General features: G+C 52.5%; 23 protein-coding genes. 5 read left to right on the top strand and 18 right to left on the bottom strand.

The annotated features are described in order from the left end of the window. Positions 1-117: 117 nt before the first annotated feature. Positions 118-744 (bottom strand): glutathione S-transferase family protein, encoded by a 627-nt coding sequence (locus KUE00_RS06180; RefSeq protein ID WP_246758786.1) that lies wholly within the window; start codon positions 742-744, stop codon positions 118-120. A 117-nt stretch (positions 745-861) separates the two neighbouring features. Here KUE00_RS06180 and KUE00_RS06175 point away from each other — a divergent pair, with 117 nt between their 5' ends. From KUE00_RS06175 to KUE00_RS06165, 3 genes are all read left to right on the top strand, one after another. Further along, positions 862-1,767, top strand: coding sequence for a LysR family transcriptional regulator (locus KUE00_RS06175; RefSeq protein WP_246758785.1), 906 nt, complete (start codon positions 862-864; stop codon positions 1,765-1,767). Between the two features lie 98 nt (positions 1,768-1,865). After that, positions 1,866-2,633, top strand: coding sequence for an enoyl-CoA hydratase/isomerase family protein (locus tag KUE00_RS06170; RefSeq protein ID WP_246758784.1), 768 nt, complete (start codon positions 1,866-1,868; stop codon positions 2,631-2,633). Between the two features lie 85 nt (positions 2,634-2,718). Next, positions 2,719-3,852 carry an alkene reductase gene (locus KUE00_RS06165; RefSeq protein ID WP_246758782.1) on the top strand — a complete coding sequence of 378 codons (1,134 nt, stop codon included), beginning with the start codon at positions 2,719-2,721 and terminating at the stop codon, positions 3,850-3,852. Between the two features lie 42 nt (positions 3,853-3,894). On the opposite strand, the gene KUE00_RS06160 is transcribed toward KUE00_RS06165, so the two are convergent. The 5 genes from KUE00_RS06160 to KUE00_RS06140 all read right to left on the bottom strand — a co-directional run bounded on the left by KUE00_RS06160 (position 3,895) and on the right by KUE00_RS06140 (position 9,209). Continuing rightward, entirely contained in the window at positions 3,895-4,683 is a 789-nt protein-coding gene (locus tag KUE00_RS06160; RefSeq protein ID WP_246758781.1) for an alpha/beta fold hydrolase, read from the bottom strand. Between the two features lie 159 nt (positions 4,684-4,842). Beyond that, entirely contained in the window at positions 4,843-5,187 is a 345-nt protein-coding gene (gene yajD, locus KUE00_RS06155; RefSeq protein WP_246758780.1) for an HNH nuclease YajD, read from the bottom strand. A 587-nt stretch (positions 5,188-5,774) separates the two neighbouring features. Further along, entirely contained in the window at positions 5,775-6,338 is a 564-nt protein-coding gene (locus tag KUE00_RS06150) for an Ail/Lom family outer membrane beta-barrel protein (RefSeq protein WP_246758779.1), read from the bottom strand. 733 nt (positions 6,339-7,071) lie between these two features. Beyond that, complete coding sequence (locus tag KUE00_RS06145) at positions 7,072-7,620, bottom strand: glycine zipper 2TM domain-containing protein (protein ID WP_246758778.1); 549 nt, start codon at positions 7,618-7,620, stop codon at positions 7,072-7,074. Positions 7,621-7,904: 284 nt separating this feature from the next. Beyond that, on the bottom strand, positions 7,905-9,209 hold the full coding sequence (locus KUE00_RS06140) for an NAD(P)/FAD-dependent oxidoreductase (RefSeq protein ID WP_246758777.1): 1,305 nt from the start codon (positions 9,207-9,209) through the stop codon (positions 7,905-7,907). 528 nt (positions 9,210-9,737) lie between these two features. Between KUE00_RS06140 and KUE00_RS06135 the strand changes: the two genes are divergently transcribed. Beyond that, positions 9,738-10,337 (top strand): carbonic anhydrase, encoded by a 600-nt coding sequence (locus KUE00_RS06135; RefSeq protein ID WP_246758776.1) that lies wholly within the window; start codon positions 9,738-9,740, stop codon positions 10,335-10,337. 13 nt (positions 10,338-10,350) lie between these two features. Next, positions 10,351-11,799 carry a SulP family inorganic anion transporter gene (locus KUE00_RS06130; RefSeq protein WP_246758775.1) on the top strand — a complete coding sequence of 483 codons (1,449 nt, stop codon included), beginning with the start codon at positions 10,351-10,353 and terminating at the stop codon, positions 11,797-11,799. Between the two features lie 224 nt (positions 11,800-12,023). On the opposite strand, the gene ycfP is transcribed toward KUE00_RS06130, so the two are convergent. From ycfP to pabC, 12 genes are all read right to left on the bottom strand, one after another. After that, on the bottom strand, positions 12,024-12,566 hold the full coding sequence (ycfP, locus tag KUE00_RS06125) for an alpha/beta hydrolase YcfP (RefSeq protein ID WP_246758774.1): 543 nt from the start codon (positions 12,564-12,566) through the stop codon (positions 12,024-12,026). 22 nt (positions 12,567-12,588) lie between these two features. Beyond that, positions 12,589-13,596 (bottom strand): beta-N-acetylhexosaminidase, encoded by a 1,008-nt coding sequence (nagZ, locus tag KUE00_RS06120; protein ID WP_246758773.1) that lies wholly within the window; start codon positions 13,594-13,596, stop codon positions 12,589-12,591. Positions 13,597-13,611: 15 nt separating this feature from the next. Continuing rightward, complete coding sequence (gene thiK / locus KUE00_RS06115; protein WP_246758772.1) at positions 13,612-14,460, bottom strand: thiamine kinase; 849 nt, start codon at positions 14,458-14,460, stop codon at positions 13,612-13,614. Continuing rightward, complete coding sequence (gene lpoB, locus KUE00_RS06110) at positions 14,444-15,013, bottom strand: penicillin-binding protein activator LpoB (RefSeq protein WP_246759286.1); 570 nt, start codon at positions 15,011-15,013, stop codon at positions 14,444-14,446. Before lpoB ends, thiK begins: the two co-directional genes overlap by 17 nt. A 43-nt stretch (positions 15,014-15,056) precedes the next feature. Next, on the bottom strand, positions 15,057-15,425 hold the full coding sequence (locus KUE00_RS06105; RefSeq protein ID WP_246758771.1) for a YcfL family putative periplasmic lipoprotein: 369 nt from the start codon (positions 15,423-15,425) through the stop codon (positions 15,057-15,059). A 12-nt stretch (positions 15,426-15,437) separates the two neighbouring features. Beyond that, a complete protein-coding gene (hinT, locus tag KUE00_RS06100) occupies positions 15,438-15,788 on the bottom strand; it encodes a purine nucleoside phosphoramidase (RefSeq protein WP_246758770.1) in 351 nt (116 codons plus the stop codon). A gap of 199 nt (positions 15,789-15,987) precedes the next feature. Then, entirely contained in the window at positions 15,988-17,421 is a 1,434-nt protein-coding gene (ptsG, locus tag KUE00_RS06095) for a PTS glucose transporter subunit IIBC (RefSeq protein ID WP_246758769.1), read from the bottom strand. 306 nt (positions 17,422-17,727) lie between these two features. Beyond that, positions 17,728-18,522 (bottom strand): metal-dependent hydrolase, encoded by a 795-nt coding sequence (locus KUE00_RS06090; RefSeq protein WP_246758766.1) that lies wholly within the window; start codon positions 18,520-18,522, stop codon positions 17,728-17,730. A gap of 9 nt (positions 18,523-18,531) precedes the next feature. Next, a complete protein-coding gene (holB, locus tag KUE00_RS06085; RefSeq protein ID WP_246758764.1) occupies positions 18,532-19,524 on the bottom strand; it encodes a DNA polymerase III subunit delta' in 993 nt (330 codons plus the stop codon). Next, positions 19,521-20,153: a dTMP kinase gene (gene tmk / locus KUE00_RS06080; protein WP_246758762.1), complete on the bottom strand. Its 633-nt coding sequence runs from the start codon at positions 20,151-20,153 to the stop codon at positions 19,521-19,523. Before tmk ends, holB begins: the two co-directional genes overlap by 4 nt. Further along, a complete protein-coding gene (gene yceG / locus KUE00_RS06075) occupies positions 20,143-21,162 on the bottom strand; it encodes a cell division protein YceG (RefSeq protein ID WP_246758761.1) in 1,020 nt (339 codons plus the stop codon). Before yceG ends, tmk begins: the two co-directional genes overlap by 11 nt. Next, the gene (pabC, locus tag KUE00_RS06070; protein WP_246758760.1) at positions 21,159-21,974 is read right to left on the bottom strand and encodes an aminodeoxychorismate lyase; all 816 of its coding nucleotides are present in this window, start codon (positions 21,972-21,974) and stop codon (positions 21,159-21,161) included. Before pabC ends, yceG begins: the two co-directional genes overlap by 4 nt. Positions 21,975-22,070 lie beyond the last annotated feature (96 nt).

Raw genomic sequence — 22,070 nt, 5'->3', positions numbered from 1 at the left:
TATACGCTGTCGTAAAGGCGACAGGTTATAAGCGGCGGTACCTGAAAGGGTTAACCTGTCGCCAGCGCGTTAACGCGCTCAATGGCACGCTGCACCACAGCACGGGAAGCGACTGCATTAAACCAGCGCGTTAACGCGCTCAATGGCACGCTGCACCGCAGGACGAGAAGCGACTGCATCAAACCAGCGCGCCACGTCAGGCGTATCCTCAAGGCTGACGCCAGCAAATTCACGTCGCCAGAACCAGCCAAAGTGGGCAATATCGGCGATAGAAAATTCTTCACCGGCAACAAAAGCGTGACGGGCCAGCACGCCATCCAGCATTTTTACCGTGCGGGCGGCTTCGGTTGAAAAACGCTGCATCGCCAAAGGCTGTGGCTCGGCGGCCTGACGCTGGAAAAAACCCGCCTGACCAAAGGCTGGCCCCAGTGCGGAAGCATGGAAGAACAGCTGTTCAAATACGCGTGCCCTTGCAGCGCCCGACGCGGGTAAAAGCTTTCCGGTTTTTTCGGCAAGATAAATGAGGATGGCGGCTGATTCCGTCAGAACCAGCCTGTCGGAGGCTACCGTACTGTCTACAAGCACAGGCACTTTGCCGTTCGGGTTCAAGGCGATAAATTCAGCCTTTTTTTGTTCGCCCTGGCGCACGTTCACCGGGTGCAATACATAGTCAAGCTCCAACTCTTCCAGCGCTATCGGGACTTTAATGCTGTTTGGCGTAGCGAATGCATAGATATCAATCATGGCCGTTTCCTTGTTAAGTGTTAGTCAGGTTTGACGTGATGAACAACATATTGGCTGGCGTGTTTCAGGAATGGTAGATATGCTCACGTGATAACAACTATTCTTCGGGGGAATAACATGGATCGCTTTCAGGCGATGGCAACGTTTATACGCGTTGTGGATACGGGCTCTTTTTCTGCCGCCGCCAGGCAGCTTAACGTTGGCCAGCCTGCCGTATCAAAAATCGTTGCCCAGCTTGAATCACGGCTGCAAACCAGTTTACTGACGCGTTCTACTCACGGCCTGACGCCCACTGAAGCCGGGCAACGGTTCTATGAACGTGCGCGAGCCGCAATTCAGGAAGCGGACGAAGCGGAACTGGCCGCCCGAGGCGCAGGGAAAGGGTTATCGGGAAAGCTCCGGATTTCTGCGGCAACCACTTTTGCCAGGCTGCATATCATCCCGCGCCTTCCGCAATTTCTTGCAGAACATCCGGAGCTGGACGTTGATGTCATTCTTGATGACCGGGTGATCGATTTAATCGCAGAAGGTGTCGACGTGTCGTTACGCATGGGAGCGTTACCTGACTCTTCTGCCGTGGCGCGCAAGCTGGCCACCAGCGCCCGCTCGGTTATCGCTACTGAGGAATATCTGGCGAATAAAGGAGAACCGGCAACACCCGCCGAACTGGCAGAGCATGAGGCCGTTCTCTATAACCCCCAGCCGAACTTCTGGTCATTCACCCGTGAAGGCGCGGTGACTTCTGTGGCGGTGAAAGGACGTATTCGCGTTAGCGCCGCCGAAGGCCAACGCGCAGCCGTGCTGAGCAATATGGGATTGTGCATCGCTTCTGACTGGATGTTTGCAGAAGAGCTTAAAAGCGGTATGGTCAGAAAAGTGCTGACGGCCTGGCAACTGCCAGCCATCGACTTGTGGGCAGTATTTCCGAACGGTCGGCTGGCAAGTGCCAAAGCGCGCCAGTTTGCAGGATTTGTGGAAACGATTATGAACGAGGAAGGCTCTCTTCATTCCAGTAAGGAATAGGCGTTATCTAATCTGACGGCGATCTCATTCATAATGGAATGGGGTAGTGTTGTTTCACGGTCAGTCAATACCGACTGGCATGAACAAGGAACATCACTATGACAACGTTTGCAACCTACCAACATGCTTTCCCTAACGCTCGCCTGACCCGTAAATCTAATGGCGTACTGGAAGTTAAATTCCATACTCACGGGGAAAAACTGGTGTTTGATGGTCATACTCATGAACAGTTTGTTGCGCTGTTCCATGCCATCGGTGAAGACCGTGAAAACCGCGCGGTTATCCTGACCGGCTCAGGCGAGGCTTTTATGGACGCCATCAGTCCGGAAGGTTTTGATTTCTTCAGTCCCACAGGCTTCGACAAAATCCTGCGCGAAGGCAGAAAAGTGCTGAGCAATATTCTGGATATCGAAGTTCCGATGATTACCGCCCTTAACGGCCCCGTGTTGCTCCACAGTGAATATGCCCTGCTGACCGACATTGTGCTGGCCACGTCAGAAACGGTTTTTCAGGATAAACCCCATTTTGAGTTCGGCATCGTTCCCGGCGATGGTGTTCATATCCTCTGGCCTGAAGTTATTGGCTCAATCCGTGGACGCTATTTCCTGCTTACCCGTCAGATTCTGGATGCGCAAACGGCAAAAGACTGGGGCGTCGTCAATGAAATCGTGCCGGCAGATACTCTTCTGTCCCGTGCACATGAAATTGCCGACGGCATTGCTGCCCTTCCGCCGCTGACCTCACGCTATACCCGCATTGCGCTGACGCAGCGTCTGAAACGCCTGATGGACGAAGGCGTTGGCTATGGCCTGGCGCTTGAGGGGATCAGTGCGGCGCAGGTTGCTCATACTTTGGCGCAGCAGTAGATCCATCCGGAATCTTACCAACTTTTAAAGCTGACTGCCGGGGCCTTGATAACTGAAGGCACCTGCTTATTGACAGGGGAAAATGATGAAAACGCTATTAACACCGATAACAGCAGGCCAGTTGCAGTTAAAGCATCGCATAGTGATGGCGCCCACCACGCGTATGAGAACCGTACAGGGTGGCATACCTGGTGAACTGATGATTGAATATTATCGGCAGCGGGCAAGCGAAGGCGGGCTTCTTATTGCAGAGGCAACGGCGGTATCGCCTTACGCTAATGCCTATGCGGATGCGCCCGGTATTTTTAACGATCGGCAGCAGGCGGGATGGCAAAAACTGGTCGAAGCGGTGCACGCGCGCGGCAGTCAGATTGTGCTTCAGCTCTGGCATCCCGGTCGGCAGTCTTTACCCGAGCTCTCTCTGGGCCGTCAGCCCGTCGCGCCCTCGGCGCTTATTGCCAGGGAAACTTATGGTGTGGCAAAAAATGATAACGGAACCTATGAAGGAAAACTTTTTCCCGAGCCGCGCGCGCTGGAAACAGATGAAATCAAACAGCCGATCGATGAATTACAACAGGCGGCCCGCCGTGCCATGGCCGCCGGATTTGATGGCGTTGAGCTGCATGCCGCCAATGGCTATTTGCCAGAGCAATTCCTGTTAGACGGCAGTAATCAACGCACCGACAGCTACGGCGGCAATCTGGAAAACCGCGCGCGTTTTCTGCTGGAGTCCGTTGCAGCCCTGACCAATATCTGGGGCAAGGGACGCGTTGCGGTACGCCTCTCTCCCAGTGGTATTTACGGGGATATGCATGACAGCGATCCGACCACGACATTTCGCTACCTGGTTGCACAGCTAGATTCTTTTGAACTGGCATACCTGCACATTATTGAACCCCGCATTACCGGGCCGGAAGACAGAGAGGCAGGATATTATTCAGAGCCGGTCGCCAGCCGCGACTTACGACCTTATTACCATGGGAAGATTATTGCGGCAGGAGGATTTAAATCTGAGAGTGCGGAAGAGATGCTGAAAAGTGGCGATGCCGATATGATCGCCTTTGGTCGACTCTTTACCTCAAATCCGGATTTGCCGGAGCGCATTCGCCATGATTTACCCCTCACCGCCTATGATCGCACCACCTTTTTTGGCGGCGATGAGCGCGGCTATACGGATTATCCCGTGCACGGGGCTTTAGCATCTGCCAGCGCCTTATAGAGGATAAAAAGGGCACTATCGTGCCCGCAATCCTGATTAAGCTCAGTAACCAGCCACGTGAGCAGCTTTCATTATCAGTCCGGCTACCGCTTCCGGCTGTGAAATCATGGAGACATGGCTGGCCTTTAGCTCAATCGTATCGGCATGCATGCGTTTCGCCATAAAGCGCTCCAGATCTGTATTAATAGTGCGGTCCTGGGTTGAAACGGCATAAAAGGTTGGCTTGAACTGCCACGCCGCCACGGTCGTTCTGGCTGTTTTAATGGCTTTTCCCATCGGCTGCTGGGCGGCATAATAAACTTTTGCCTGGCTTTCCGGCAGGTCGTTGGCAAAATCATGAAGAAATGCCGATTCCGTTAATTTCGCATAATCGCCCTGCCATTTAATGCCCGCAGAAGCGGGCGCGGCCGGGAATTTTTTGGTCAGTGCCGTATAGTCTTCATTAGCGGCAGGTGCACGAGCGGCAATATAAACCAGTCCTTTCACCTCAGGATCGTTCCCTGCCTGACTAATTACCATCCCGCCGTAAGAATGTGCGACCAGAATAACCGGGCCATTCTGTAGAGCCAGTGCGCGTTTTACCGCAGCAACGTCATCATCCAGAGAAGTAGTAGGATTTTGCACCGAGGTCACATTAAGACCCTTAGCCTGCAGTAGTGGAATCACTTTTCCCCAGCTGGAGCCGTCAGCAAATAGTCCATGCACCAGCACAATATTTTTAACCGGCGGTTGTGGGACGCTTAAATTCGTTCCGACTTCAGCATGAGCGGCGGTAACCCCTGCTCCACTGAGAGCTATGCAGGCAATAAGAGACAAACTACGCAGTTTCATATCAAGTCCTGATTGAGAAAGATATTTGTACTATAGCAACCCGCTCGCAGGCAAAGGACATCCTGCGAGATTTTTGATGGGGCATCCCGACAACGGGGTCGGGACTGTAGTGTTATGCTGCGCGGAGGAGTTGCACGCCAGAAGCGGTTAAGGCTGGCGTTACTTTTTCTTGAGCATCGACTTCAGGTCAGCAAAGGGGTTGTAGGTGGCGGCGGCAACATCTTTTTGCGCATCCTCTCCTGCAATCACAGTTGTGCCGTACTGATCGGCTTCGGTGTATTTGGAATGCTCGTGGTCATGGCAGTACAGGCAAAGCAGCTCCCAGTTACTACCATCTTCCGGGTTATTGGTATGATCGTGATCGATATGGTGAACGGTGAGTTCACGCAGATTTGAATAGACAAACTCTCGCGAGCAGCGTCCGCATACCCACGGGTAAATTTTCAGTGCTTTTTCACGGTAGCCGCTTTCCAGCCGACCGTAGTTTTTTGGGATGAAAGCCATGGATGATGTCACCTGTCATAAAAGGATAGTTTTACGCTAATGCGCCTAATATATCCCACAATGACGCGAAAGGAGAAATGTACGTACGTTTACGCTTCGTCAGGTTGCGTAACAAAGCTATCCCGGCAAGAAGCGTTAGTTCGCTGACAAAGCCCTGCTGATAAGATTTTGCTCAGATAAAGGGAAAGAGCGTGCTGCTGACCCTTTTACTCACCATTGTACCAGTGCCACAGCTGAAAGCAGCAAGCGTAACAGTAACGTATACCTGCGATAATAAATATCCAGGCCAACAAGTCCACTGGATTAAACAAAAGATCTCTGCAATTTAACCGGATCATCGGCGCAAAAGTAAAAAAAGTGCATATACAAAGTATATTTATTATTGCAGATTCTCTTCTTTTACATAAGAATTTACTTTCTTTTAAATGTTTGAACTTTTCATTTGCCATTATCTGCTGCATCCTTTTCCAGAGTCATTTAGAAATCCCTTTAACTGACAATGCAATATTTCATAATCACAACAACAAATAACCATTCTCTCTTTTTATAAATCCCGACAACCAGGTCGGGATTTATATGGTTCATTATCAGAAACGATAGCCAAGACCAATATTAAAACCATTTACCGTTACGTTATCATTAAATTTGACGCGGGTTCCCTCGTAACCAACGTTAACGGAGAGGTAATCTGTAGGATTAATAACCACGCCTGCGCCATAAGCAAAAGAGGTTTTACTTACGTCAGTTTGTTCTGAATACTCAGAGAGATACGTTACTTTATCTTTTACTTTAGTATGCGCCATACCAGCCAGAGCATACAAACTAACGTAATCGTTAATACGGTATGCAGGGCCAGCCAGGAGCGAATAGTATTTTACATCGGTTTTACCGTCATAACCGCTGATATCGTCAAAGGCCTCAACATGCTCGGAATAGCCGTCATCACCTTTCATGTAAGTAAATGAACCGATAACGCTGACAGGTGACGCCCATTCATAACGATACTGAACGTTTACCCCACGGATATTTTTAAAATCCTCAACCTTGCTCTGTGCATAGCCAAGGGAGAGTGTATGGTTGTTAGCGAGAACATTACCGCTGATAAGCAGGCCAGTACAAAGTAACGCTACGGCTGTGATATTCATTTTCATCGTTTATCATTCCCTTTTTACTGATTTAATTAGTCCTCCCTACGCGCTAACGCAGGGTTATGCCACCTGCTTTATCAGTACGCTACTGGAAAAGTTTAATTAACTTTCAGAGCGTACTGAACAGGATTTTCTTACAGGCATCCCGGTTACCTGTTGGTACAGCACCAGTATGCAGGAAGGGGTCGCCACGCTGCAGGTTTTCCAGCCTTATTCTGATTTAATCAGATCTATCGACGCTCCGGCACAGGCTGGCATAGTTGGTCAGTCGCTCATACAGCACGCAGATGACGGGTTCTTACCAGAGAAAATAAGCACCCTTAGTGCGTCAGAAAAAATTTTCCGTTCTTTTCCATATATGAAATACCGACCATACAACTGTAACAGAACAGGCGCTGAGAATTTTTATGCGCACATTATGCACCCAAATTAAAAATCCTCAAGAGAAAATGCAGAGGAAATTATATAAGAATCACGCTTGCGAAGGCAAAAACTTAAATAAATGCGTTATTTAATCAGATACTTTATTCGCCGGGCGTGGGGTTTTAAGGAAAAAAAGGAACGGTGCTTCCAGTTAAATTTAAATTAAGTCGAAAGTGTGGAAAAAATTCAGCCACCTGATAATTGCAGGCCCATCCTGAACCATAAAAAAAGCCCCATCTGAGAAGATGGGGCCATAGACTTTTAGCGAACAGATAGCGCGGTGGAAATCCCCCTGACAGCGGACTTAACTGAATTAAGCCTGGTTAGCCTGATTATTCAGGACCAGCTGCCCATCGCTGTTGAGCGGAATACGCGTGCCGGGATCGTTATCCATACGAATTTTTCCCTGCTGACTACCAATCTTATAGGTAACGTCGTAACCCAGCGTTTTTTCCTGCTTGTCGTAGACAGTTTTGCAGCGCTGCTCGGTAGTGGTATAGGTGTCGCCGTTTTGCATTGCACCCTGTACCTGATTACCGCCGTAGCCGCCAGCCAGCGCCCCGGCTACGGTTGCTACATCGCGCCCACGACCGCCGCCGAACTGGTGCCCCAGAACGCCACCCGCTACTGCGCCAAGCACGGAGCCTGCAATACGATGTTCATCCTGCACGGCGCGACGGTGGGTCAGCGTGACGTTACGACATTCCTGACGCGGATTTTTTGTGGTTTCTTTGATTGGCGTGGCGGAAAGTACCTGGGCAAACTGCGGCCCACGATCGAAAACGTTCATGCCCGCTACAGCAGCGACGCCCAGCGCGGCCGCTACGCCAATGCCGATACCTGCCAACATAGATTTATTCACGGGACTGCCTCCTGAAACTGTTACCGCACATCATTGCCTGCCGTGCCGATCCGTTGCGCTGGCGGTGATCTGGCGTGTGCGACGCGCCTTGATACGTAAAGTTTGCTTATCAGGACCAGTTATGACAATAAGAATTCCGGACGAAATAGTTATGTTAACTCAAATACAAATCTTTTTAAGAGAGTTCTTAAGGCGGGCTGTGGCGGGAGTTTACAATAGAAAGGCTTATAGCAACGGCATAGCTATAAGCCTTTTTGTTAACGTTTACACGGTACTGATTTTGATTAGTGCAGCTTCAGTCGAGGACGAATAACGCGGTTAATACTGCCTACCAGCATCATCAGTCCCGTCTTGAAATAGCCGTGCAGCGCGACCTGGTGCATACGGTATAGCGAGATATACACGAAACGTGCAATGCGCCCTTCCACCATCATTGAACCGCGCATCAGGTTACCCATCAGGCTGCCGACGGTGCTAAAACGGGAAAGCGATACCAGCGAACCGTGGTCTTTATAGACGTAGGCTTTCTGCGCATGGCCTTTCATCTGCGCAAGGATGTTATCCAGCACGCGCGACGCCATCTGGTGCGCTGACTGGGCGCGCGGCGGCACAAAACCACCGGAAGGTAGCGCGCAGGATGCGCAATCGCCAATGGCATAAATGTCCGCATCGCGAGTGGTTTGCAGCGTAGGCTCCACCACCAGCTGATTGATGCGGTTGGTTTCCAGGCCGCCAATCTCTTTCATAAAGTCCGGTGCTTTAATCCCTGCCGCCCAAACCATTAAATCGGCGTTGATATACTCACCCGATTTAGTATGCAGGCCGTGTTCATCCGCGCTGGTCACCATCGTCTGGGTCAGAACGCGCACGCCTAGTTTGGTTAGCTCCTGATGCGCAGCGGTAGAGATACGCGGCGGCAGCGCGGGCAGGATGCGTTCGCCAGCTTCTACCAGCGTCACGTTCAGCGCGCTGTTGTTCAACCCTTTGTAACCATAGCTGTGCAGCTGTTTGACCGCGTTATGCAACTCGGCAGAGAGTTCTACGCCGGTTGCGCCGCCGCCAACAATAGCGATATTCACTTTTTCCTGTGAGCCTTCGCTTGCAGAGAACTTCAGGAACAGGTTCAGCATTTCGTTATGGAAGCGGCGAGCCTGGTGCGGATTATCCAGGAAGATGCAGTGATCTTTAACGCCCGGCGTACCGAAATCGTTTGATGTACTGCCCAGCGCCATCACCAGCGTGTCATAGGCCAGCTCGCGAGCGGGAACGAGTAGCTCGCCCTGGGCATCGCGGATTTCCGCCAGCTGTAGACGTTTATTGTCGCGGTCAATATCCGTCAGCGTCCCCAGCTGAAACTGAAAATGGTGATTGCGAGCGTGGGCCAGATAGCTTAGCGCGTCGATCCCTTCATCTAACGACCCCGTTGCGACTTCATGCAGCAGCGGTTTCCAGAGATGGCTGTGATTACGATCCACCAGGGTGATTTCCGCTTTCTTGTTCCGGCCCAGTTTATGACCAAGCTGCGTCGCCAGCTCAAGCCCGCCGGCTCCTCCGCCGACAATAACAATCTTCTTCATTGGTGTAGTCAAACGACCCCCTCAAATTGTGAACCAATCGTTAATTAAAGGTTAAATAATATCCTTAATTAACATAGGGTTGGCGATTTATTCGCTATCTACAGGCAGCATAGCATGAGGAAAAACGGCAGTCCTGCAAAAATTGATATAGGTCAACTTTTTCAGCCCTTTCCTGACAGGCCACTGTTTTAAATGGGCAAAACGGTGGCCAGCCAGGAAAATGGGATGTTTTAAGGTTACAGACATAGTTATTTAACACGCTAATCGGAATTAACATGAATAACGCAGCAAATATAAATCCACTGGTCTGCGAAGGAGGTAATTTAAAGATTTCCATAAAGGCTGTACTTTTTGAGAAAAAATTTCTGCGACACTATTTTTATAAAAACCATTTAAAGCAACAGAAAGTTATATTTAATTAATAACTCTGCATTCATTCCAGTAATTACCGCAAAAGCTTTATTTTCTAAAAATGCCTGGTTCATTAAGTTTTCCTTAAGAAATTTACATTACCTTCTTTTAACAGCAAAGGAGCAAGGAATGAAAATAATTAACAGGCTAATGGCCCGGAACCGGAGTTGGGTACAGCAGCAAAAAAACCGCGATGCCGATTATTTTTTAAAGATGGTGACAGCCCAGCAACCGCAGGCGTTATGGATAGGCTGCTCCGATAGCCGCATGCCTGCGGAAGTGCTGACCTGTGCGCCGCCCGGCGAAATATTTGTGCATCGCAATATCGCTAATATGGTACTGGAGGACGATGAAAGCTTGATGAGCGTGCTGCAATATGCGCTACAGCATTTACAGATAACCACCCTTATTGTTTGCGGACACTATGGCTGTGGCGGTGTTAAGGCCGCGCTTGAATTAAAAAAGAGCCAAACAGAAGAGCTCGATCCATTAATACGGCGCTTGTGTAAGCTTTATCGGGATCTTGATGGCTGGATGTCCATCTTTAAGCCGGAAAAACAAATAGCCACGACCGATATTAAAACGCTTACGCAATATCATATTCTGGCGCAGACAATTAATTTAATTCATTCTGCACCGGTTAAATCAGCGCGACAGCAGGGAAAAGAGATAGCTGTGTATGGTTGCCTGTATGAACTGCACAGTGGCCGTTTAAAAAGATTGATTTAAAAGGACATAAATAATGAATTTGAAAACGTTACGCGGTGATATCCTGGCCGGAACTGTGGTTTTCCTTGTCGCGTTACCGCTCAGCCTTGGGATTGCCCAGGCCTGCGGACTGCCGCCGTTTGTTGGTCTGCTGACCGGCGTGATTGGTGGACTGGTGGTGACACTGCTTAGCCCTTCCCGTTTTGCAGTAAGTGGCCCTGCAGCAGGGCTGGTGACCATTATCACCGTGGCGATGGCAAGCCTGGAGAGCTTTTCATTGTTGCTGGCAGCGCTGGTATTTGCAGGCGCGCTGCAAATTCTCGCCGGTTTTCTTCGCGTCGGGCGCTGGATTAGCCTGGTGCCGGGATCGGTGATCCAGGGCATGATGGTGGCTATCGGCCTGCTACTGATTCGACAGCAAACGCCTGCGGCGCTTGATGCGGAAGGTGAAACGGTGACAAAACTGTTTTCGCCTGTCTCGGTCTTCGTGGCGCTGGGTGCCATAACGATCCTGTTCCTGTGGCAAAAGCTTCGTACCCAACACCGTTTTTTTGGTCTGGTACCCGGCGAGCTGGTCGCGGTGCTCTGGGGCTGCCTGGTGATAGCGATTGGCGGACGTGTGATGCCAGAAGCTATCGCCACGCTGGACAGGCTGGCCCTGCCGGAAGTAGACTCTTTTTCCTCGCTGGCCCAACAGTTTCGGCATCCGGATTTTATTCATGCGTGGCGCAATCCAAAAGTCTGGCTGACGGCCTTAACGCTGGCGCTGGTGGCAAGCCTGGAGACGTTGCTTAGCCAGCAGGCGCTGAAAAAGCTGGTCGCACAACATCCGGCCCCGTCGTCAAATAAAGAGCTTTGTGCCCAGGGCGTAGGCAATATGTTAAGTGGCCTTCTGGGCGGCATCCCCGTTACGGCGGTAATTGTTCGCAGCTCGGTTAATGTTAATGCAGGCGCAAAAAGTAAGCTTTCCGTTTTGCTGCACGGCATGCTGCTGTTTTGCTGCGGTCTCTTTTTTGAATCGATGCTGAATACTATTCCGCTGGCCAGTCTGGCCGCCATTCTGATTTACACCGGCTACAAGCTGGCTACCCCTGCGGTTTTTGTTCGCCAGTGGCGCCAGGGCATCGTCCAGTTTATCCCTTTTATAACCACTACTATTGGTATTATCTTTGTGGGCATGTTGCCCGGCCTGTTCGCCGGTGTTTTGATGCAGCTGCTGTGCAGCACTATTGCCGGTCATCGTAGCGCTATTCAGCTAAGCCGCTACAACGACTGTTTTGTGCTGCGCTTTAATCAGAACCTGACTTTTTTGCACAACGCACAGCTACAAAATTTATTAGCTAAAATTCCCGACAACAGCATGATTATCGCCGAGCACAGTAGCGCGGAATATATGGATGCAGATATTCGCTCAACGCTGGCGGAGTTTAGCGAACTGGCCTCGCGCAGAAACATTGTGCTTGACCAGTGGCCGCAGTCATAAAAGCAGTAACGCTGGCAGAGAAAAAGCTGCCAGCGTTTACCGACGAAGGAAGATTTGCCAGCATTTACCAACAGAAGTAGATTTACCAGCGTTCACCAGCAAAGGAATATCTGCCAGCATTCACCGGCAGAAGTAGATTTACCAGCGTTCACCAGCAGAAGAATATCTGCCAGCATTTACCGGCAGACGAAGGTTTACCAGCGGTCACCGGCAAATTTTAGCCCTCAACCCAGCGTCTTAAAGGCTTTGATACGCTGCAGATGAGAAGAGATGTTTTTGAATTTATGGCTCTGGATTTCATCCCAGATAATTTCGTAATAGTCAGCCAGCGCCGCCGCGCTGCGCTGGCTATCCAGCGCTTCATCCTGACGGGAAAGGATAACCAGGCAACGGTCGCGATTTTTTTCGCGGAAGTTGCTGACGCACTTGGTGGCGATATCCAGATACTCTTCCGGCCGGTTGATTTTGCCCGCCATATTCTCTTCCGGCCACAGGTTAGGATTAAACATTACCTGGCGAATATCGTTAAGAAAGCCGATCCGTTCCGCCCAGAAACCGCCCAGCCCTACGCCGCAAATCATAGGGCATTCATCATCGGAGGTGCGCAGAATTTTGTCCGTTTCGTTCAGCAGAAACTGCATATCGTGTTTAGGATGCAGCGTACTGTAGCTCAGCAGCCGCACGTCCGGATCGATAAACTGTAGCTGCAGCACCTTCTCGTGATTGCCAGGGCTGTTGGAATCAAAACCGTGCAGATAAATAATCATCGGCTTCCTCCTCGTTTGTCTGTCAGCTGCGCTTTTCCAGCCAGCGCGTTTGCAACGCGGTCAGCGCCTGGCTGGTTTCTTTCCAGCGCGATGACGCCAGCAGCTGTTGACGGGTAAATGTTCCGCGATGATACAGTCGGGTAGCGCGCTGTGCATCGGCCGGCGAAAGATTATCCAGCACGCTAACGGCACCGCTGCGGTTGTTGCAAACCAGAATCATATCGCAACCCGCATCCAGCGAAGCCTGGCCACGCTCGGCGTAGCTGCCCATGATTGCCGCGCCTTCCATCGATAAGTCGTCGGAAAAAATAACGCCGTCAAAGCCCAGCTCGTTACGCAACACGTTTTTCAGCCAGTGTGCCGAACCGCTGGCGGGACGCGAGTCTATCTGAGTATAGATAACGTGCGCAGGCATCACCGCATCCAGCATTTTTTCGTCAATCAGCTGCTTAAAAATCTGCATATCGTGCTGGCGAATCACCTCTTCGGGGCGATCGTCACGCGGCGTCTCTTTGTGTGAATCCGCGCTAACCGCACCGTGGCCGGGGAAATGCTTGCCGGTGGTTTTCATGCCTGCTTCGTGCATGCCGTTGATAAAATGGCGCGCCATTGTCAACGCAATAGCGGGATCCTCATGGAAGCTGCGTTCACCGATGGCAGCACTGCCGTGACCGATATCCAGTACCGGCGCGAAGCTGATATCTATATCCATCGCTATCATCTCGGCGGCCATGAGCCAGCCCGCCTGCTGCGCCAGCGTTGCCGCTTCTGCCTCGCTGTTTAATGCTGCAAAAGATTGCATCGCCGGTAGACGCGTAAAGCCTTCGCGAAAGCGCTGGACCCGTCCGCCTTCCTGATCGACGGCAAGCACCAGCCGATGACGCGAGGCCGCGCGAATTTGCCTGATAAGCTCCTGTAGCTGCTCAGGATCGTGATAGTTACGGCTAAACAGGATCAGCCCGCCCACCAGCGGATGTTGTAAAATTTCGCGCTCTTCCGCGTCCAGCTCGTAACCGAGCACATCTAACATTACCGGTCCCACAAATTACCTCTTGTCATCTACCCGCTGCCAGGCCTGCGCCGCCAGCGTAAAAAATGTTTTTTCGCCGCTCTGCTGCCAGCGTAGTTCATACCAGCTGGCCATCAGCAGCGCCAGCCACGGCTGCCAGCGCGCTATTTGCCGCAGCAGCAGGCTGGCGTCGATATGTTGTAAAGCAGCATAATGATTTATCAGTGCCAGCGAGTTTTCTTTATCAAGGCCGTTACCGGCGATAACTGCCGCCAGCTCCAGCGCCACGTCACCATCGCTGGCATATTCCCAGTCAATCAGCCGCAGCCTGCCATCACACTGAACGATATTGCCCGGATGGACATCCATATGTAACAGCGCATAGCGCAGCGGCTTTGGCTCCCCCTTGCGCTGTAAACGCCTGAGCGCGCGCAGCCAGCCGCAATGACGTCTTTCCGGCTGGCTGAGCTGCCAGTACCGTTCCAGCAGTTTTTGCATCTGCAAAGGATACCCTGTCGGCGCTTGCCGATGCAGACTGGCAAGAGAGTGAGCCACGCGCGGCAGAGCAGCCAGAAACGCCTTTTCGCTGAGCGCTGCGCCCGGCTGCCAGCCAAGCAGCAACCAGTTATCCGCATAGCCGTAGACCGCAGGCGCAAGGTTGCTGGCGGTCAGCTTACGCAGGATACGGTATTCACGATGCCGGTCGACTCCTGGAATAGGCTGGGCTTTGCGCTGATAACGCGCCAGCAGCGTGCTGTTTTCCCGTTCTATCTTTGTGGTCAGGCCGGTCAGTCCCGCCAGCGGAAAAAAAGAACCGGCGGATTGCTCCGCCGGAAATCTTTGGCAAATCAGCTTATCAAGCGCCGGATCAGTGCTGTACGACACCGCTGCCTGACCAGATAAGTTCACCGGTCTGCACCAGCATGAGCTGCATTTGCAGGTCAGGAGATTTTATATCGCCCTGCACGTTGGTATAGAGCACATACTGCGCGCCAACGTAGCGAGCCAGACCAACGGCTTTGCTGCGCGAACCCAGGCTATCTTCAGCTGAAAGGCCCAGCGTCTGTTTTGCCGTCGCCAGCTGTTCAGGCGCAACCAGCTTAAACTGGCTGTTGTTTTGCAGCGCATTTTGTAGCGCGGCGGTGGCTTTGGCGCGCTGCAGGCTGCCGTTGGTGCTGTTTTTTACGCCATCAATCAGCAATACGCTGCCGGGGGTGACGCCATCGGCCCGCAGCATCTGTGCCACCAGTGGCGTAACGCTGGCATCCCAGTTGATAGACTGCATTTTTGGCGGCTGCGGCACCGTTTCTACCGGCTGCGGCTGTTCTGGTACAGGTTGCGGCTGCACGGGAACAGGCTGCGGCTGTGCAGGCTCGACCGGCGCGGGCTGCTGACGCTGCTGCATAACACAGCCGCTCAGGATCAGCGCCAGTAGCATAGCGCCAGAGAGTTTTATGACCTTCCTTTCCACCTTCAGTCTCCTACAGATACAGGTACAGACGAACTTTACTGGCCGTCAGGTTACCCGTTTGTGATGATATTTCAATACTGCCATGTGGCACGACGGTGACCGTTCGCGGCGCTTCAAAGGGAAGAATTTCCAGCCCTTTATCGTCATACCAGTAAAAACGGTAATGCAGCTTCACCGGTTTTTCCTGCTGGTTATAGAGCTGTGATGAAGCGCGCTGCTGCCCTTCATGCACGGATAAAACCGGCTTATCGGTGATGATGCCGGCCGACAATACCGACGACTCCATCACCAGCGACTGCGAAGTATCGATGGTGGTGCGGTCGCTGGTGCAGCCACTCAGCAATGCCAGCATGGCGCCGATTGCGATAGTTCGCTTCATAAGTGTCCCTGATTAGCGAGCCAGCATTGGCCCAAGCGGGCGGCCGCCCAGCAGATGCAGGTGGATATGGTAAACCTCCTGCCCGCCGTGCTGGTTGCAGTTCATAATCAGGCGATAGCCATCTTCCGCAATCCCTTCATCTTTAGCAATTTTGGCTGCGACCACAATCATCCGGCCCAGCGCGGCTTCGTGCCCTGCTACCGTATCGTTTGCCGTCGGGATTAAAATATTAGGCACGATCAGAATATGGGTAGGAGCCTGAGGGGAGATATCGCGGAAAGCGGTGACCAGTTCGTCCTGATAAACGATATCGGACGGAATTTCACGTCGGATAATTTTACTGAAAATGGTTTCTTCAGCCATGGTGCATGTCCTTTAGCTATGAATGGAGTTACGGCAGTATGAGCGAGATATTTGTTTTCTTTCAACCTTCCGCTGACTTTTCTTTGCGGCGCTGCTGCTTTTACCGCCTGCTGCCATAAAAAAAGGGAGCTTTCGCTCCCTTTATGGTTGTTTCTGCCGGACTGCCGGGGCGTATTAACCCTCGCGGCATTTCGGGCCATTACATATTGCGGATGTAGTCATCCATATCGGTTTTCAGGTTATCTGATTTGGTACCAAAGATAGCCTGCACGCCCGAGCCTGCCACAACCACGCCCGCTGCGCCAAGGCGCTTCAGGCCGGACTGATTGACTTTTGAGACGTCAGCTACGCTAACGCGTAAGCGAGTGATACAGGCATCCAGGTTGGTGATGTTCTCTTTGCCACCAAAAGCCGCCACCAGGTTAGCGGCCATTTCGCTGGAAGCGCCCACTGTCTGTTCAGCTGTCGTCTCTTCGCGGCCTGGCGTTTTCAGATTGAATTTAGCAATCAGTACGCGGAAAACGGTGTAATAGATCAGGCCGTAAATGATACCAACAATCGGAAACAGCCAGATTTTGCTGCTGTTGCCGCTCAACACGATAAAGTCGATCAGGCCGTGCGAGAAGCTGGTGCCGTCGCGCATCCCCAACAGAATACAAATTGGGAAAGCCAGGCCGGCCAGAATAGCATGGATAACATAGAGGATCGGCGCAACGAACATGAATGAGAATTCAATAGGTTCGGTGATGCCGGTCAGGAACGAAGTCAGCGCAGCGGAGATCATGATGCCGCCCACTTTCGCACGGTTTTCTGGTTTAGCAGAGTGCCAGATAGCAATTGCCGCCGCTGGCAGACCGTACATTTTAAACAGGAAGCCGCCAGAAAGTTTACCCGCAGTTGGGTCACCCGCCATGTAGCGAGGAATATCACCGTGGAAAACCTGACCCGCTGCGTTGGTGAATTCACCAATCTGCATCTGGAAAGGGACGTTCCAGATATGGTGCAGACCAAACGGCACCAGCGAACGCTCAATCACGCCGTAGATACCAAAAGCGACCACCGGGTTCTGATACGCAGCCCACTGGGAGAAGTCCTGAATGGCAGTCCCGACCGGGGGCCAGATAAAGGAGAGAATAACGCCAACAAAAATGGCGGTAAAACCGGAAATAATCGGCACGAAGCGTTTACCGGCAAAGAAGCCAAGGTATTCCGGCAGCTTGATGCGATAAAAGCGGTTAAACATATAGGCCGCAATGGCACCGGCGATAATCCCGCCCAGCACGCCCGTATCGGCAAGATGTTTAGCGGTAATCTCGGCAGCTGGCATATGCAGTACCAGCGGCGCAACTACCGCCATGGTTTTGACCATGATACCGTAGGCCACTACCGCAGCCAGTGCGGAAACACCATCGTTATTGGTAAAGCCCAGCGCCACGCCGATAGCAAAAATTAGCGGCATATTGGCGAAGACCGATCCGCCCGCTTCCGCCATCACGTTGGAAACTACCGCGGGTAGCCAGCTGAAGTTGGCGGAACCGACGCCAAGCAGGATACCGGCAATCGGCAGCACCGATACCGGCAACATCAGCGATTTACCGACCTTTTGCAGGTTTGCAAATGCGTTTTTGAACATAGTGTAAAACTCCTGAGTATAGGTGCTTTTACGCGTTTTCAGGCGCGATAACGGGGGGAGGATCCGTTATAAAATGGAGCGCTAAGCGCCCTCGTGATTTATTACGAACTGTAAAATAATTCGTTCAGCATTTGTTTGACGGTTATCACGTTTCATTGAACAACCGCCTGCTATGTAGTTTATTTCTGGTCAGCACGCCAGTAATTGCGCAATAAAAAACCGTATTCCCCGGGCTGGGGCAATACGGTTCGCTGGTATTACAAATTTATTACGAGCAATAAAATAAAGTTTCGACAGTCAGAATAATTACTGGTCCTGCAGGCGCTCGGGCGACACATGGAACAGGCGGGAAAAGTTGGCTGTCGTAGCCTCTGCCAGCGCTTCGATACTGACGCCCTTCAACACCGCCATATAGTCTGCAACGTCTCGGGTATAGGCTGGCTGATTTTCTTTGCCGCGATAAGGAACGGGGGCCAGGTAAGGCGAATCCGTTTCCACCAGAATTCTGTCCAGCGGCACGTAGCGAGCCGCTTCGCGAATCGTTTCCGCGTTGCGAAAGGTAACGATGCCGGAAAACGAAATATAAAAGCCCATATCCAGCAGTTTTTCCGCCGTCTCACGATCTTCCGTAAAGCAGTGCAGTACGCCACCGCACTCCTCAACCTTTTCTTCTTTCAAAATGGCCAGCGTATCTTCCCGCGCGTCACGCGTGTGCACAATGACCGGCTTGTTTAAATCACGGCCGATACGAATATGCTCGCGGAAAGAAGCCTGCTGCTGCGCCAGCGTTTCTTTCTGGTAGTAATAATCCAGACCCGTTTCGCCCAGCGCAATGACCCGCTCATCCGCCGCCAGCTGGCGCAGCTCGGCAAAATCGTAAGGCTCTTCCTGGTTAAGCGGATGCACGCCGCAGGAGTAAGCAACGTTATGACGATCGCCAATTAGCTGCGTCATCGCTTTATAACCGGGCAGCGTGGTGGCGACCGCCAGCATAAATTTTACGTCGCGCGCGGCTGCTTTAGCCAGCACGTCATCCAGGTCCTGGTGCAGCTTTTCGTAATCAAGGCCATCAAGATGGCAGTGTGAATCAACTAAAAACATAATAGTTCTCTACTTCAGGCCCACCAGCGAGGCATGCAGCATCTGCTCCCATGCCAGCAGCTGGTCGGTCAATAATAATTCGCGGTTGACGGCAACCACGTTGAGCAGGCGATCCCGGCAATACATCCACTGGCGAACGCTTTCATCAAGGGCACTGGCGGGCAGCTGTTGGGCAATTTGCGCAATCAGCGCCTGACTGTCGGCATTGGCGATAAACTCTCCGCCGCCCTGCTGCCATTTAAGCGCATCCACCAGCAGCGCACAGAGCCAGCCTGTACGCTGCGCGGCATCGTCATGGTTAAGTACTGGCAGCAAGGATAGCATATCTTGCTGCAGCGCCTGAGGCAGCGCCGCGCACAGCGTCTGCCGCGCGCTCCAGCCATTTTCAAGCAGCTGTAGCGCTGCGGCCGGCGCGCCACCGCTCAGGCGCAGCGCGGTCAGACAATCCTGCTGCGGCGCACCGTTCTGCTTTTGTAGCCAGCCCATGCTTTGCGCTTCGTCCGGTACGGCCAGATGGAAGGTCAGGCAACGGCTACGTAGCGTCGCGGGCAGCTGGGAAGGCTGTTCGCAACAAAGCAGGAACCAGGTATTGGCAGGCGGCTCTTCCAGCGTTTTCAGCATTGCGTTGGCGGCCGCTTCGGTAAGCTGCGCGGCATTTGGCAGCCAGATGACTTTTGAACCGCTCTGCTGGGCGTGGTGAAAAAGCTTTTCCGTTACGCTGCGCACGGCATCAATGCCTAACGAGCTTTTCCCTTTTTCCGCCGTCAGTTCATACCAGTCCGGGTGCGTATGGGCCTGCATCAATTTACAGGCGTGGCACTCACCGCAGCTTTTCAGTCCGTCTTTACGTTGGCACATTAACCAGCGGCTAATGCCCCAGACCAGCGAAGCGTCGCCCATTCCCGGTAGCGCCTGCAGCAGTAGCGCATGATGTCCGCGCCCTGCCTCGTGCTGGCCGATAATTTGCCGATAAGGCTGGTTTAGCCACGGATACCAGATCATGGCTGTTCCTGTAGCCACTGCACCAGAGTCTGGTTAATCGCTGCTGATACTTCTTCAATGTTTTGCGTAGCATCAATCGTTTTGATGCGTGCATCGCCGGCGGCAAGCGCAAGATAACGCTCGCGCGTGCGGGTAAAGAAGTTCAGCGACTCCTGCTCAATGCGATCCAGCTCGCCTCTGGCTCTGGCACGCTGCAGGCCGATTTCCGGCGTGACGTCCAGATAAAGCGTTAAGTCAGGCGCAAAATCGCCCAGCACGCTCTGCTTCAGCTGGTTCATCAGCGTAGTATCCATACCGCGGCCGCCGCCCTGGTAAGCCTGAGAAGAGAGATCGTGACGATCGCCTACTACCCATGCGCCGCGAGCCAGCGCGGGCTTAATAACATTTTCAACCAGCTGGACGCGTGCGGCATAGAGCATCAGCAGCTCGGCCTGATCGGTCACTTTTTCGCCTTCTATGCCCTGCTTAATCAGCTCACGCAGTTTTTCCGCCAGCGGCGTACCGCCAGGCTCGCGCGTAAAGACGACGTCATTAATGCTCTGCTGGCGTAGCGTGGCAACAATCGCCTCGCGCGCTGTGGTTTTGCCCGCGCCTTCCAGCCCTTCGATGACGATAAATTTACTTTTCATTTTTTTCCTTGAGCGCAAGACGCCAGGCCTGCACGGCACGGTTATGGCTGGCCAGGTTGGTGGTAAAGGTATGGCCACCTTTGCCGTCCGCTACAAAGTAGAGGAAGTCCGTTTTTAACGGCTGCGCGGCGGCTTCCAGCGATGCTTTACCCGGCATGGCAATAGGGCCTGGCGGCATCCCGGAGATAACATAGGTGTTGTAGGCCGTTGGCGTTTCCAGGTCTCTGCGCGTCAGCGTGCCTTTATAGCTGTCGCCCATGCCATAGATGACCGTAGGATCGGTTTGCAAACGCATCCCAATACGCAGGCGATTGATAAAGACCGAAGCAACCTTGCCGCGTTCATCGCCCAGCGCCGTTTCTTTTTCAACAATCGAAGCCATTGTCAGCAGATCGTTTTTATCTTTATAAGGCAGCCCTTCCGCTTTGCTTTGCCATAGCGTATCGACAATTTTTACCATCTGTTCGTGGGCGCGCGTCAGGATCGCCACGTCAGTGGTGTTAGCCGTATAGGAGTAGGTATCCGGATAGAACCAGCCTTCTACTTCCTGTGGCGGGATTTTCAGCGTGGTGGCGACCGTGCTCAGTTTATCATCCGGCAGCGTATGTTTGATATAAGGCGCGGCACGCAGCTGTGCCAGCCACTCCTGCATTCTGGAACCTTCAATAAAGCGAATGGGAAACTGCGCTTCCTTACCGCTGGAAAGCAGCGCCAGCATCTGGCGAACGGTCATCCCCTGGGTAAACCGGTAGGTCCCGGCCTTAAACTTAGCCAGCTCCGGCTCAAGCTTAAGCAACCAGCCAAACCAGACGGTATGCGGTATGATTTTCTGCTGGTTTAGCTCTGCTTCCAGCACGACGCGACCCGAACCGGCCGGTAGCGTAAAAATGGCTTCTTTATTAATGGATAGAGGCGAATCGGCAAGCTGTTTTACCTGCCAGTAGCTCCAGGCCGTGCCTGCGATGACCAGCGCGATCAGCCCGCCAAGAAGTTTGCTTTTTACTGTCATAAATTTCCCTGAAAATCGTTCAGCTTACTGAGCCGGTTGAATAGCTCTCTTGAGCCGTAACGCCGGTTTTCAATTTCAGCAACCGGTAACATCGGCATCAATGCATTAGTAATAAAAATTTCGTCCGCTTTTTCAAGCGCCGAGGGCGGCACGCTGACTTCGGTGACCGCGATATTTTGCTCGGCAAGCTGCCGGATAACCCACCGGCGCTGAATACCGTTTACGCCGCATTCTGTCAGCTCGGGCGTATAAACGCTTTCGCCCTCGCGCCAGAATAAATTTGCCGCACAGCATTCCACCAGCATCCCCCGGGTGTCAAGCACCAGCGCCTCGTCGGCAGCGGTCTGCTCAAGCTCTGTGCGGATCAATACCTGCTCCAGCCGGTTGAGATGTTTTATGCCGGCCAGCAGCGGATTACGGCCCAGCCTGACGGAGCTTAACGCCAGCTTTACGCCGTTCTGCCTGAGTTGATGATAATGCGCAGGATAATCGGACAGCATGATAACGCGTGAAGGCTGCTGACAGCCGCTGGCGCTGTAGCCACGTCCGCCTGCACCGCGGGAAACGATGACTTTGAGCACGCCTGCCGAACGCGTGGCGGCGGCCATTACCATTTCATTTTGCAGCATCTGCCAGTTGATATGGTAAATAAGCAGTCGGTCACAGGCTTCACGCAAACGGTTAAGGTGCGCGTTCAGCGCAACAACTTTTCCGTGCATGATGCGTGCCGTGGTAAAGCAGCCGTCGCCAAACTGTACGGCGCGGTCTTTAACCTGAATGGTTTCCTGCAGCTCGCCGTTTATCCAGATCATCAATGTTCCTTATTCGCTGTTTTTATGGTCAGCAAGCCTTATCCCGACCTGTCGCCGCCAAAAGGGTAATACCGGTATAAAAACAAAAAAGCCCGC

Origin of the sequence: Erwinia phyllosphaerae (assembly GCF_019132875.1) — a bacterium.
Lineage (GTDB): Bacteria > Pseudomonadota > Gammaproteobacteria > Enterobacterales > Enterobacteriaceae > Erwinia > Erwinia phyllosphaerae.
Note: the sequence above shows the minus strand (reverse complement) of the source record. Positions and strands in the feature narration are given on the sequence as shown.